The organism is Desulfoluna sp. HI9BLuna (assembly GCF_056829775.1).
In genome coordinates, this window is record NZ_CP186555.1 from 2931323 (window position 1) to 2945077 (window position 13755).

At 60.2% G+C, this 13755-nt stretch carries 9 protein-coding genes and 1 tRNA gene; 5 read left to right on the forward strand and 5 right to left on the reverse strand.

The window, feature by feature from the left end:
- The first annotated feature begins 10 nt into the window (after positions 1-10).
- From rimO to ACOYW0_RS11925, 4 genes are all read left to right on the forward strand, one after another.
- Positions 11-1345 carry a 30S ribosomal protein S12 methylthiotransferase RimO gene (rimO, locus tag ACOYW0_RS11910; RefSeq protein WP_482418642.1) on the forward strand — a complete coding sequence of 445 codons (1335 nt, stop codon included), beginning with the start codon at positions 11-13 and terminating at the stop codon, positions 1343-1345.
- Positions 1342-2322 carry a polyprenyl synthetase family protein gene (locus ACOYW0_RS11915; protein ID WP_482418643.1) on the forward strand — a complete coding sequence of 327 codons (981 nt, stop codon included), beginning with the start codon at positions 1342-1344 and terminating at the stop codon, positions 2320-2322. The genes rimO and ACOYW0_RS11915 overlap by 4 nt, the downstream gene beginning before the upstream one ends.
- A gap of 15 nt (positions 2323-2337) precedes the next feature.
- On the forward strand, positions 2338-3543 hold the full coding sequence (locus tag ACOYW0_RS11920; protein ID WP_482418644.1) for a hypothetical protein: 1206 nt from the start codon (positions 2338-2340) through the stop codon (positions 3541-3543).
- Positions 3544-3685: 142 nt separating this feature from the next.
- Positions 3686-3761: transfer RNA gene (locus ACOYW0_RS11925), tRNA-Val, on the forward strand.
- 46 nt (positions 3762-3807) lie between these two features.
- Here the strand turns inward: ACOYW0_RS11925 and ACOYW0_RS11930 are convergent.
- Entirely contained in the window at positions 3808-4389 is a 582-nt protein-coding gene (locus ACOYW0_RS11930; RefSeq protein ID WP_482418645.1) for a GyrI-like domain-containing protein, read from the reverse strand.
- Between the two features lie 451 nt (positions 4390-4840).
- A complete protein-coding gene (locus tag ACOYW0_RS11935) occupies positions 4841-5605 on the reverse strand; it encodes a phytochelatin synthase family protein (protein WP_482418646.1) in 765 nt (254 codons plus the stop codon).
- Here ACOYW0_RS11935 and ACOYW0_RS11940 point away from each other — a divergent pair.
- Entirely contained in the window at positions 5595-5792 is a 198-nt protein-coding gene (locus tag ACOYW0_RS11940) for a hypothetical protein (RefSeq protein WP_482418647.1), read from the forward strand. The two genes, ACOYW0_RS11935 and ACOYW0_RS11940, sit on opposite strands and share 11 nt — an antisense overlap.
- 218 nt (positions 5793-6010) lie before the next feature.
- On the opposite strand, the gene recD2 is transcribed toward ACOYW0_RS11940, so the two are convergent.
- The 3 genes from recD2 to ACOYW0_RS11955 form a co-directional block, all read right to left on the reverse strand.
- A complete protein-coding gene (gene recD2 / locus ACOYW0_RS11945; protein WP_482418648.1) occupies positions 6011-8176 on the reverse strand; it encodes an SF1B family DNA helicase RecD2 in 2166 nt (721 codons plus the stop codon).
- Between the two features lie 758 nt (positions 8177-8934).
- Complete coding sequence (locus ACOYW0_RS11950; RefSeq protein WP_482418649.1) at positions 8935-12393, reverse strand: AAA family ATPase; 3459 nt, start codon at positions 12391-12393, stop codon at positions 8935-8937.
- Positions 12390-13601 (reverse strand): exonuclease SbcCD subunit D C-terminal domain-containing protein, encoded by a 1212-nt coding sequence (locus ACOYW0_RS11955; protein WP_482418650.1) that lies wholly within the window; start codon positions 13599-13601, stop codon positions 12390-12392. Before ACOYW0_RS11955 ends, ACOYW0_RS11950 begins: the two co-directional genes overlap by 4 nt.
- Positions 13602-13755: the final 154 nt, after the last annotated feature.

Consider the following 13755-nt stretch of genomic DNA (forward strand, 5'->3'; position numbering starts at 1 on the left):
TTAAGATCCCATGAACATTTACCTGGTCAGCCTGGGTTGCGCGCGCAACCTCGTCGACAGCGAAGTGATGCTGGGCCACCTCACCGAGGCCCGCTGCACCATCATCGATTCACCGGAAGAGGCGGATGTCATCATCATCAACACCTGCAGCTTCATTACGTCCGCCGTGGACGAATCCATCGACACCATCCTGGAGATGGCGGAGTACAAAAAAAAGGGGACCTGTCGCTACCTGGTGGTGGCGGGCTGCCTTCCCCAGCGATTCAAGGAAGATGCCGTGCCCGAGCTTCCCGAGGTGGACCTGTTCATCGGCACCGGTGGGTACGAGCGCATCGCCGAGGAGGTTAACCGGCTCATGGCCGTGGACGGGCGCATAGGCAAAGCCACCTGCCTGTTTCCCGATCCCAACAGCACCTCCCCTGCCCGGACCCATTCGCCGCGCATCACCACCACAGGCCCCCTGGCTTACCTCAAGATCGCCGAGGGCTGCAGCAGGCACTGCACCTACTGCATCATCCCCAGCCTCAGGGGCCGGTACCGTAGCCGCTCCGTTGCGGATATTACGGCCGAAGCAGGGCGCCTTCTGGACGCGGGTGTTCAGGAGCTGAACCTCGTGGCCGAAAGCACCACCGATTACGGGGAGGACCTGGGCGAACCCGGCAAGCTCGCCGAGGTGCTTGAAACCCTGTCCGATAAGGCTCCGGACGCATGGATCCGGTTCCTCTACGCTTTTCCGGACACCCTGGACGATGCCACCATCAAGCTGGCCGCCGACAGGGAGAATGTCTGCGCCTACTTTGACATCCCCATCCAGCACGCCTCGGACCCCATCATCAAGAAGATGGGTCGCCATTACACCCAGGCGGACCTGAAGGCCCTTTTTGCACGGCTCCGAAAAGAGGTCCCGGGCGTGGCCCTGCGCACCACCCTCATCGTGGGCTTTCCCGGGGAGACCGAAGAGGATTTTCAGGAGCTCCTCGATTTCATCACCGAGGTAGAGTTCGACCACCTGGGTGTCTTTACCTATTCCGATTCCGAAGAGCAGGCCTCCCACGCCCTGCCGGACCATGTGGACGAAGAGGTCGCCCAGATGCGGCAGGACACCCTCATGGCCGCCCAGGAGGAGATCTCGGCCCGCCGGAACATGGAGCGGGTGGGCATGGTCACCAAGGTGCTCATCGAGGAGAACCCCGAAGAGGGTGTCTTTGTCGGTCGTACCTTTTTTCAGGCCCCGGAGGTGGACGGCGTCACCTTTGTCTACGGTGACGGGATCACCGTCGGTTCCTTTGTGGACGTCCGCATCACGGACGCCATCGTCTACGATTTGTCAGGAGAAGTGGTATGAGCGATTTGAAGGCGAGAATCCTGGGCGAGGTGGCCGGCGAGCTTGCCGCCATCGAAGCCGCGTTGAAAGAGAACCTGAATCCCTGGGCTGAGCTGGCCGGAGAGGTGGCGGGGCACCTCCTCTTTTCCGGGGGGAAACGCCTTCGCCCCCTGCTGATGATCCTGGCTGCCCGGGCCTGCGGGTCCGATCGCCAGGACCTTGCCCGCTACTCCGTGCTCTTTGAGTACCTTCACGCCGCCACCCTCATCCACGACGACCTGGTGGACGAGGCGGTGATGCGGCGGGGCAAGCCCGCGGCCCACGGGGTGTATGGCGCTCCCGAGGCGGTCCTTACCGGGGATTTTATCCTGGCCCGGTGCCTTACGCTCACGGCCGAGACCCGCAATTTTGCCGTCATCGACGAGATCTGCGGGATCACCGAGGCCATGAGCCAGGGGGAGATCCAGCAGCTTTACAACAAAGGCCGCATGGACCTCACCGAGGCCGAGTACCTGGATGTCATTGAGCGCAAGACCGCTGTCCTTCTCAAAGGGGCCTGCGTGACCGGCGCTCACCTGGCCGGTCAGCCCGACGAGGTGGTGGACGCCCTGGGGCGCTACGGGTGGCACATCGGCATGGCTTTTCAGATGGCCGACGACTTGCTGGATTACACCGCGGACCTGGCCAGCCTGGGCAAGGAGCCCGGGGCGGACCTCAGGGAAGGCAAACTCACCCTGCCGGTGATCTATGCCCTTTCCAAAGCCTCCAACGGTGAGAAAGAGCGCATGGAGGCCATCATGGCCGACCCCGATTTTACAGCGGACGCCTTTGCCGAGCTGGTGGCCATGCTCACGAGGCTTGACGGCATCGGGTACACCGAGCGTTGCGCCAGCGACCACGTGGCACAGGCCAAGAAAGCGTTGGAAGGGCTTCCCCACAGCCGTGAAAAGGAGCTGTTGCTCCTCGTGGGAGATTACAGCCTGGGACGTAAATCATAAAGGATGGAGCACCTGATGCAGAAACGGATCTTTTCATGGACTATGGCCATGCTTCTCGCCCTTTCCCTGACACTACCCTGCGCCCTGCGTGCGGAAGGGGAAGGCTCCCTCAAGGTCTTTCTTGCCCTGGGCAAGGGCGTGATTGCCCGCAGCAACATCCCGGACGCCAAGGACAAGGCGGTAAAGGAGGGGCTGTATACCGCCGTGGAAGAGGCGTTGTTTGATATCCTCTCGGATCGGGCCGTGGCAGCACACTTCGAGGCGGTGACCGAAATACTCACCGAGTCCCCTGCAACCTACATCGACGGATACAAGGTGGTGGCGGAGCGACGTTCCGGCACCTATTACCATGTGGCCGTGGAAGCCTCCGTGGCCATGGATCGCCTGGAAGGGCGCCTCACCTCTTCGGGCATCGTCCTTGAAGGCACGGACAAGCCCAAGCTGCTGTTTCTGGTCTCGGAAAAGCTGTCGGGTAGCGACTCTTTTGTGCACTGGTGGGGGCCGGGCATGTCCATTATCTCCACGGTCTCCGATGATGCCATTACAGGCATTATGGCCAAACGTGGCTTTGAGGTGCTTCCCCATCGGGCGATCATCGACGATGCGACTCCCCTGGGGCCCGACGGGCTGGTGCACCGGGAGGAGGCCTTGCGCATCGGCCGGGCCTTTGGTGCCGATGTGGTGGTGGTTGGACGGGCCTGGACCGAGCCGTCCGGCAACGTCATGGGGGATGAACGATCCATCAGGGCGTCCGTTGAGTTGGAAGGGTTTCTTGTGGGCTCGGACCGGTCCACAGACGGAGTCCTCAGGGCCAGCATTGCCGTGGGTACCGATCCTGTGGACGTAGGCACCCGGGCCATGAGCGATGCGGCCGCAGACGCAGGCCGGGATCTTTCAGCCCAGATCGTGGACGCCATGAAGGAGAAGAAGAGCCGTACCACCATGATCGAGGTGGTGGTGGAGGGCACCAACTTTTTCGAGAATTTTACCCAGCTTTCCCGCGACATGGAGGGGCTCAAAGGGGTGATTTCCGTAAGGCCCAGGGAGCGTCGCATCGAGCGGGCGGTGATGGTGGTGAACTTCACAGGGGAAGGCAGGCTGCTCGCCGAGCAGCTCCTGGCCAGGAACTACAACGGGTTTTCCATTACCCTTTCCGAGGTCTCCAGGGATCACATCAAGGTGGACATGGTGGCCGGAGGGAAAAACACCTTCATGCAGTAAGGGAATATCCTCCTTTGGAGAGGAGGGGTTAGGGAGGATACCCTTGGGGATGGTCTGTTTTTCGGGCGCCTCGGTCTTTTTCCCCTTGACACTCCCGGCCCATCGCTGCTAAATGTATCTTGTTTTTACAGGTAACACCTGAAGGCGCGTAGCTCAGTTGGTAGAGCGCTACCCCGACACGGTAGAAGTCACCAGTTCAAGTCTGGTCGTGCCTACCATGCATATTAAAGGGATCCAGTTTTCTGGATCCCTTTTTTTATTGCCTTAAGGCCGCTCTGCCCGCCAGAGCGCATCCAGCACCTCGCCCCCCATGGGGCGTGTCACAACGTATCGAATCTCCCCTTTGGACACATCGTAAATCTCCATGACCGGCCCTTTTTGATCAGGGTGGGTTTTGAACCATGCATTGAGCCTGGGGTAGACCTTCAAGGTCCCCAGCACCACCGAGAGCTTTCCTTTGTAAGGGAAGGTGATCACCGGCAGGGTTGCGCCGGGAATGGTGCCGATCAGGTAGTCTGCCCGAAGCCCTTCCCACTTTTCAATGCTTTCGTCAGGCAGGATGCAGCCGGCCAGGGAACGCAGGTTCTTTACCTCCACTTTTCTGGGGTTGTCGAAGTAGAGGCCCACCCCTTGCGTGGTGGAGATGCCCTCCTTATCGAGCTCCAGGTACATGTCGTTCATGGTTCGCCCGCTTTGGCGGTAATTGCCCGTCTGTTTTTTGTACGCAAAGCTGAAAGAGGGGATGGTCTGCTCGGATAAGGTGATGGGGGCAAAGAGGCCGTACCAGGAAAGGATGGCAACAATGGCGGCCAGGGCGATGAGCGTGACGGAGAGTATCGGTTTCATCCGCTATTCCTCATTGTGGGTGGGTGAGGGCCCGGCAGAGAAGGGCCTCAGCCCCTGATGCCGGTGCTGTTGCACCCGCCTTTTCTTCCTGATTCCATTGTAAGCAGATGCAAATACCCTTTATCACAACAACCAGGTGGGGACAAGAAGAGCAATGCTTCCGGCCAGGGGCAACGCATGTAAAAATTCAGTTGCCTCCGGCGGCCCGGTGGGGGTAACAGGGAAACCCTGTGGCGAATGCATGAAGGCAGTCATTATGCCAGTGTTCTCGGGGCATTCGCGTGATGTGTGATATGTGGCAACCGTTTTTGAAGGAGAGGCCGATTTTATTCTTCTGGAAATGTGATGAAGGCCGTTTGGCAACTGCCCCACGGGCGCAGCCCGTCAGCACATGTGACGCCGCTGAGGAACGAAGGGACGAAGGGACGGAGCATGTGCGCCCCCCTGCTTTTTAGTCGGCTGTGATGACCACCAGGCCGCCGTGGCCGTATCCGTAGGGCTTCAGGAGGCCCCCGTAGTGACTGGCGATGCCGTCGGCAAAGCGGGCCAGGGAGACCTCGTAGGGGACGGGCTGGTCTGGGTCCACGTCCAGCATGAGGACGGTCTGTGTCTCGGGGTTCCAGCGGCCCACTGGCGAGATATGGGGAATGGTGAGGACCGGCAGGAAGGCGCCTTGGTCAAAGTGGGCGATGAGATAGAGGCCGGGGTCGTTGGCAAACCGATCCAGAAGGGTGCCGGCCCGTGCCATGCGCGTTTCCAGGGACTCTTCCGGGTAAAAGGGCACCACCTCGGTGAGGGCGTGGATGCCGTGGTAGGCCAGGGCCGCAGGCACCACTTCACCCAGGACCTCCAGGGGCAGCCCCCGGCGGCCTTGCCATCCTTCCGGCGAGAGGCGCTCCTTCCAGCGCCCGGCACGGATCGTCTCCAGAAGATCCATCTGGTTTTGGATGCGCGGTTTTTCCCCTTCATCCATGGCGTTGATTACGCAGGCCACGGCCGCCGCCGAACAGGAAGACTCAGTGACCTGGGGCGTGCGCGTGGCAAAAAGCCGCTTGAACCGGCCGTCTTTGTCTCCGAGCACCGCAAGCTCCGCAGGGGAGAGGTGGTGCGGCGCCTCGCCGTGGGGCCCGCGCTTGAGGGTGCGCAGCCAGAGGAACCGGAGCCGCAGAAGGCTTCTGAGAATGTGGCGGAAGAGAGTGGCTAACATGGGGTTCATGGGCATCCTTTCGGGAAAAATCAAGATAGCTATTCAGTTCCAGTTTGCCTCCGGCGGCCCTGCCGGGGGCCAAACTTTTGAAAAGTTTGACAAACAGGTATTAAGAACGTCGCTCCAGGCTTCGCCGAAAGAAATTCATCACGTCTTTTGGAACGTTTTTGTGCGGGGCTTTTTTTCAAAAAAGTGACCCGCCGGAGTTATTCCGATTAAAGTCAATCAAATGCCACGTGCCCTTCATGGTGTTTTCAGAAGAATGAAATGAGCCTCTCCTGCAAAGACGGTTGCCCAATGCCATACATCACGCGAATGCCCCAAGAGCGATGGCATAATGACAGCCTCCATGCATTCGCCATAGGGTTTCCAGGTGCCCCCACCTGGCCGCCGGAGGCTGGTTTGTTCCTGCCGCTACACAACCGTTTGAAGCAGTTCCGTCAATCGGGTAAAGCGCTTGATGGTTTTGTTGGTACGGACGGCGATGGCAAGGGCCTTGTAGGACCCCACGAGGACCACGAGCTCTTTGCCCCGGGTGATGCCGGTGTAGATCAGGTTTCGCTGGAGCATGATCTGGTGCTGGGTGGAGACGGGGATGACCACGGCCGGGTACTCCGATCCCTGGGATTTATGGATGGAGACGGCGTAGGCCAGGGTGATCTCGTCCAGCTCGGCGGCCTCGTAGGTGACCTGGTTGTCGTCGAACCGTGCGGTGACGCGTTTTGCGGCCGGGTCTGCGTCGACGACTCGGCCGATGTCCCCGTTGAAGACGTCTTTGTCGTAGTTGTTTTTAAGCTGCATTACCTTGTCCCCCAGTCGGAACCTGAACCCGGCTTCGTCCGGGGCTCCCGGGGGCCTGGGGTTGAGGGTGTCCTGGAGGAGCTGATTGAGGCGCTCGCCCCCCAGGGAGCCCCGGTGCATGGGGGTGAGGAGCTGGATGTCTTCCATGGGGTTTAAGTTAAAGCGCCGGGGGATTCGCCGGGCCACCAGCTCCACGATGGTGCGGGCCACGGCTTCGGGGTCGTTTCTCTCGATGATGAAAAAATCCCCACCCGGTTCGCGGGTTCCGGAAAAAGGTTTTTCCCCTTTGTTGATGCGGTGGGCGTTGACCACGATGAGGCTTTTTTCAGCCTGCCGGAAGATTTCGGTGAGGGTGGTGACCGGGATGCATGTGGAGGCGATGATGTCCCGAAGCACGTTGCCCGGGCCCACCGGGGGCAGCTGATGAACGTCCCCCACTAGGATGAGGGTGGCGGTGTCGGGCACGGCCTTCAAGAGGTTGAACATCAGGGGCACGTCGATCATGGAGGCCTCGTCCACCACCAGGACGTCGCAGGAGAGAGGGTTCTCCCGGTTTCGCTGAAAGCCTCCCTTTTGAAAGCTGAATTCCAGGAGCCGGTGGATGGTCTTGGACGGAAAGCCTGTGGACTCGGTCATGCGCTTGGCCGCGCGGCCCGTGGGGGCGGCCAGGAGCATCCTGGCCCCGGCCTTGTGGTAGATCTTCAGGATGGCTTTTATGATGGTGGTCTTGCCCGTGCCCGGGCCGCCGGTGATCACCATGGCCTTGGCGGTGAGGGCTCCTTGCACTGCTTCCCGCTGGCGGGGGGCAAGGCGGATGGAGAGGCGTTTTTCCATGGCAGCCACTTCCCCTTGGGCATCTTCGAACACCGGAAATTTTTTTCCCCGTGCCACCTGGGCAAGGGTGTTGGCGATGCCCCGCTCCGAGTGAAAGAGCCAGGGCAGGTAGACGGCCTCACCGATCTCCGGGTTGTCCACCTTTTTGGTGATCACCTTTTCGTGTTCGGCAAGGTGGGCGATGCCTTGTCCGATGGGCTCGGCCGGGAGCTGGAGAAGCTCTACGGCCTTTTGGAGGAGCTGGTCCGCGGGCAGGAAAAGGTGGCCTTCGTCCGTGGCGTGGGAGAGGACGTAGAGAAGCCCCGCATGGATTCTCTGGGGAGCGTCCATGGCAAACCCGGTGGAGCGCGCAATGCGGTCCGCCGTAAGAAACCCGATACCCGCCACCTCCGTGGCCAGGGCGTAAGGGTTTCTCGTCACAACAGACACCGCCTTTTTGCCGAAGGCTTTGACAATGCGGGTGGCAAAGGCCGACCCCACCCCGTGGGAGTGGAGAAACACCATCACCTGGCGCACGTCCATCTGTTCTTCCCAGCCGGACAAGATCTGCTCGGCCTTCTTTTTGCCGATACCCTCCACGTCCAGAAGCTTTTCCGGCTCCTTGTCGATGACCTCCAGGGTCTTGGTTCCAAAGGCCGCCACAAGCTTTTCGGCCATTTTCGGTCCGATGCCGTGGATGGCCTTGGACGCCAGGTACTTTTCGATGCCCTTGGGCGTCACCGGCAGGGCCGTGGAGAATCTGTCGACCTTGAACTGCAACCCGTACTGGGAGTGGGATTCAAATCGCCCCAATGCCTCGATGAACGTACCGTCCGGAGGCCCCATGAGCGGCCCCACCATGGTCACTTCACCACGCCCCTTCACCTTTACCTTGGCAATGGTAAACCCCGTCTCCTCACTGGTAAACGTGGTGCGAACAATCTCTCCACAAAGGGTTTCGGTCATGATGAAAAGCGAGCCTTTCTATGGTTAACGTCGGTGGAAAAGCGTGCCTCCGGCGGCAAGGGGCTGAGCCCCTTGACCCCAGGATTGCGAATGCTCCAACCCTCGTGCCTCGGGTTGTCCCATTCGCTGACGGGCTTCGCCCGTGTTTATCGGAACGTTGAAACCGTTCTTTTATACGTTATTCACTAATAGACTACATAGTCGGCGAAATGCCAAGATTCAAGGGAAGAGCAAAATTAAAAAGTAACGATTCAGTGTGTGCCTTCTGTTGCTCTGCCACGGATTCCAAAACAACCACGAAAGATCGACCAAAACGGAGCGCCGCACTCCGGTGCGGCATTTTAGTCCGTCGTTACCCGTGCCGCACAGGAGTGCGGCGCTCCAGGGGACAAGGATATGAGGGGGGATGTGAATTGACCCGAGGAAACCGCCTGTGCCCGTGTCTATGTGGCACTATTTGTTCCACATCAACGGGCTACGGCGCGATAAGCGATTCGTCTTCGCCTGCGGCCAGTGTTTTCAAGGCGGTACCTTGTCGCCGGAAGCAGGCCGGTTAAGGCTGATTCTTAACGGGTTACGATAGCGCATCCTGGCCTGCCAATGCTTGTGGGACCGTTTGTACAAACTGCCAGCTCACGTATCGGGCGAAGCCCGAGCCGAAGGCGCGTGCGCATTTTTCTGAGGAACGAAGGAAAATGCGCACGCGCAACCAGCTTTCGAGGTGGCTCCACCTCGCCGCCGGAGGCTTTTTCCCTTAGCTATCCATCCACAATCGCCAGCGTGGCGTGGCCGTCGGCTGTGCGGGTCACTTCGATCTGGGTTCCCAGGCGGTTTTTGAGGAGTTCCACGTGGGAGATGACGCCGATGGTGCGGCTTGACAGGCGCAGGTTTTCCAGGGCGGCCAGGGCCGTGTCCAGGGTATCTGAGTCGAGGCTTCCGAAGCCTTCGTCGATGAAGAGGCTTTCGATGCGGGTTTTTCGGCCGGCCATTTCCGAGAGGCCCAGGGCCAGGGCGAGGCTCACGAGAAAGGACTCGCCACCGGAGAGGCTCTTGGTGGGGCGCACGGCATCGGCCTGGTAGCGGTCGATGATTTCGAGTTCCAGGTCTTCCCCCGGGATTCGCTGGATCTCGTAGCGGGGGTTCAAGGTGACGAGGTGCCTGTTGGCCAGGCTCACCAGCTGGGCCAGGGTAAGGCCCTGGGCAAAGGTGGAAAACTTGCTGCCGTTGGAGGAGCCGATGAGGTCTTTGAGAACCAGCCAGGGGCGGGCTTCGGCTTCCAATGCGTCGATTTGTTTGAGCTGATCGGCCTGGTCTGCACGGGCTTTTTTGTCTGCGGCAAGGGCGGCGCTTATTTCGCCCATGCGTTTTAAGAGGTTGTCCCGTTCTTTCTCTTTTTCCTGTTTCAGCCGGGTGAGCTCTAAAGCTTCTTCATCTGTGGGCGGCTTTTTCTCGGCGAGACGGGCCAGGGCCTCTTCGGTCTGGCGGGTCAGGGTCTCCAGGCGGACTTTTTGGGTTTCGAGGCGCTGACTTTCGGCTTGGAGGCCTGCCAGGGTGTCTTCATCCAGGAGGGCCGACGTAAGCTCCGGGATGTCCGCAAACCCCCGTTTGATGGCATTGGCAGTCAGTTCCACGTGAAACGCTTCCCGTGATGTTTCGCCATCGGCAAGCTCACGTTCGGTGGTGGCGATGCGGGTGGCAAGGGCGGCGAGGGCAGAGAGGGCCTTCTCGCAGAGGGTGCGGCGTGCTGGGTCTGTCAGGAGGGCGTCGGGCACCTCGGAGGGGGTAACCTCGATGTCGCTGAAGGGGGCGCTTTTTTCAGTCCATTCGTTGCGCTCAGTGTCGATGCGGGTGATCTGATCGGCAAGGGTGGCAAGGCCGGCCTCGGTGGTGGTGAGGGTATGCCGGGCCGTTTTGAGCGTATCTCCCTTTGATCGCCAGGTTGCAGCCCGGGTTTCCAGGGCGAAAAGGGCTTTGGATGCCTCTTCGGGAGATGTTGCCGTAAGGTCCCACGGGGCAAGGGACTGCCCAAAGGCGGATAGGGCCTGGTGGGTGTCCTTTTTGAGTCGCGCCTGGTGAGCCCTTTGCTCTTCAAGGCGGGCGGCTGTGTCGACCAGGGAGGCGTTTAGATGCACGAGCCGGGCAGCGATGGCCTCGCTTTTTCCGCGGGCTGCGATGCACGCTTTTTCGGCTGCGGTGAGTTTGGTCTCTAAGGTTTCGATGCTGCTGAGTTGACGGCCAATGGCGTCGAGTGTTTCTCTGTTTTTGGAGATCAGGGCGTCAAGTCCCGGACGGTCACCGATGGCTATTTCAATGGCCTGCTCAGACGAGATACGGGAAACATTTTTGCTTATCTCGCTGGCTTTTTTCTTCTGTGCTGTGAGCTGGGTATCAAGGCCTTTGAGGGTGGCGGCGGTTGCCGTGAGGCATTTTTCACAGTGCCGCTCTTTTTTCTCCAGGTCGGCCACGGTTTTTTTCTGTGTTTTTAAAGCCGCTTCGGTGTCCGAGGGTTTTGGGAGTTCGTGGTCTGCAAAGGGGTGGTCTGTGGCCCCGCACAGGGGGCACGCCTCTCCGGGCACGAGTTGTAATCTTCTTTCCTCCAGGCTGGCTATGACAGTGGCCTGGGTGTGAAGCAACTCTTTATCTGAAAGAATCCTTTGCTCGGTCTCCAGGGCTTTGCACAGCTCAGCAGCTTCGGCGTCCAGGCGTTTTTTCTCGGCCTCCTGCACTGATCGCTGGGCCTTCAGCGTTTCTTGTTCCGCACAGAGGGCGAGGTGGGTGTCCATGAGGCGGGTGAGATCTTCAAGGGCACCGCGCATCTTTTCAGCCGTTTCCTTTTGCCGGGTCCACTCTGCCTTGGGCTTGAGGGCGGAAAGATCAGTGGCCAGGTTTTTTGCGATCCCCTCTTTGTCTGCCAGCTCTTTTTTGGCTTGGGCCTCCTCGGCGTTGGCTGTGGCCATTTCTTTTTGGAGGCGATCCATGGATTGAAGGGTGAGGGCCGCTGCTTTGTCCGCTTCCATCAGGCCCTGGGCTATGGACCGGATTTCTTCGGCGTTGCCGCGCAATTTGGCAAGCGCGTTCTCGATGGCTTCATCGCTGCTGTGGGCTTGCTGCCAGGCTTCCATGGTAGCTATGTCAAGCGTGAGGGCCTCTTTTTGAGCAAGACCCTTGCCTCTTCTGGTTTCAATGGCCTGGATCTGGTTTGTGCAGGCCGCAACTGCCGATGCAAAGGCGGTGGCTGCACCGTGTCGGGCGTTGGTGTGGGCTGTCTTGAGCTCTGCCAGCTGGCCCTTGAGGGTTGTCAGGGTATTATTTTTAGAGGCCCAGAGTTTCAGGTCCCCTGCAAGGGGGGACGCTGCCTGATGGCGTTTCAGCTTTTCACGTTGCGGCTGAAAACCTGTGTTTTGCTCTGTCCAGGCCTGTTGATCTTTTGCAAGGGTCTCTTTTTCTGCTGTTGCCTTTACCCAGGCTGTGTGGCAGTCCAGGCGGCCGGTGAGGGTTTTCAGCTCACATTCAAGGGCCTGTTTCAGTTCGGCAAGGGAGCCGTGCTCCCGGTTTAGATTTTCGAGTTCTTCATCGGAAAGAAGGGCGATGAGGTTGGCCGCGATGCGGGCGTCCTTGATGGCCTCCTCTTTTTCCCGGGCCGCTTCGTGGGCCAGGATGCTCAGCTCCGAGTAGATCTCGGTGCCGGTGATGCGCTCTAAAAGCTCTCCCCGGTCTTTGATGCCAGCGTCGAGGAACTCTTTGAACCGGCCCTGGGCGAGGAGCACGGACCGGAGAAACCGGTGGTAATCAAGGCCCGTGAGTTCGGTGACGGCCTCGTCCACCAGCCTGATCTTTGTCTCCAGCACATCGCCGGAGGCGTCCGCCAGCTGGCGCTTGGTCCCCTGGATGCGGCCGTCGGGTTTTTTGCGGGCCCTGGCCAGGTCCCACCTAGCCGAATAGACCCCTTTCCCGCACTCAAAACTCACTTCGGCAAAGCATTCTCCTGTGCCCCGGCTCATCATGTTTTCCGGGTTGTTTCGTTTGTTGTCGTCGTACCGGGCTGCCTTGCCGAAGAGGGCCAGGGTGATGGCATCCAGGATGGTGGTCTTCCCGGAGCCCGTGGGGCCGGTGATGGCAAAGATGCCTGCTTCGGCCAGGGGGCCTTCGGAAAAATCGATGTCGAAACGGCCTTTCAGGGAGTTGAGATTCTGGAAGGCAAGGTGGAGGATTTTCATTTTTCCGACTCCTGGGCCAGGGTGAGAAGGTGAGCAAAGCACTGGCCCAGGGTTTCGGCGGGCACGTCGCCCTCATAGGCCTCGAGGCGCCGTTGGAAGACCTCTTCGGGTTTCAGTTCATTGATGGAGAGATCCCCCCGGGTAAGCTCGGCAGAGGGGCGGCCCGAGGTATCAAGGCCCACCTTGAGGACCTCTGCGCCGTGTTCTCCTGCCAGGGTCCTCAGTTCTTCGTTGAGGGTGGAGGAGGGAAGGCTCCCTTTGACGGTGAGTTCCACCCAGGGTGTGAGGCCTTCTTCGCTTACCTCAAGGGCTGTCAGGGTTTCCTTGAGGGTATCGGCGTCGCCTTTGATGCGCAGCAGGGGGCGGAACGCGGGGACGGCGATGGGCTCCTGGGTGAGGGTGTCGCCTGCCGTGTCGATGAACCGAAGTTCCTTGGGATGGCTTGCTTCGCTGAAGCTTAAGGCAATGGGGCTGCCCGAGTACCGGATGGTCTGGCTGCCCCCCACGGCCTGGGGGGTGTGGATGTGGCCCAGGGCCACGTAGTCGAAGGTATCGGGAAAGTCTCCCCCGGAGATGCTGCCCAGGTTGCCGATGTGGATGGTGCGCTCCGAGTCGGAGACCGAAGAGCCCAGGGCCGTGAGGTGGCCGGTGCCGATGACCGGGGTGCCGTTGCTTCTGGCGTGGGCCACCTCGGCAATCTCTGTGTAGGCGGCCCTGATGCCTGCGCGGGTTCGCGCTGACAACTCGTCAAAGCTTTCCCCGGCCACAGCCTTTCGCACGTCCCGGTCCCGTAAGTAGGGAACAGCCGCCACCCACACACCGGGATCGGTTTCATCCCGCAGGCAGGGCACATGAAAGACCGCCTCTTCCGCGCTTTCCGGCAGGGCGCCCACCACCCTGATGTTGAGGGTCTCCAGCACCGTGGCCGGGGCGTCCAGGTGGGGGGCTGAGTCGTGGTTGCCCCCGACGATGACCGCAGCGCAGGTCCCCATGGCCCCAAGGCGGGTGAGGAACCGGTAGTACATGCGCTCGGCCTCCCTGGGCGGATTGGCCGTGTCAAAGATGTCGCCGGACACAATGAGAAGGTCCACCCGGCGGGTTTCAATGGTAGCAAGGAGAAAGCGCAGAAACGCCTCGTGTTCCTCAAAGCGATCCCGGTCGAAGAAGTGCTGGCCCAGGTGCCAGTCCGAGGTGTGGATGATGTGCATGGCTCTCCGGTTTCGCATATGCTCCGACCCCTCGCTTATGGGGCTCCTCACATATGCTTACGGGCTGTGCCCGCAAAAAATAGGGTAACGATTCGGCTTCCAAAAGCGGCCTCCGGCGGCCCTGCCGGGGGGCAAACTTTTGAAAAGTTTGACA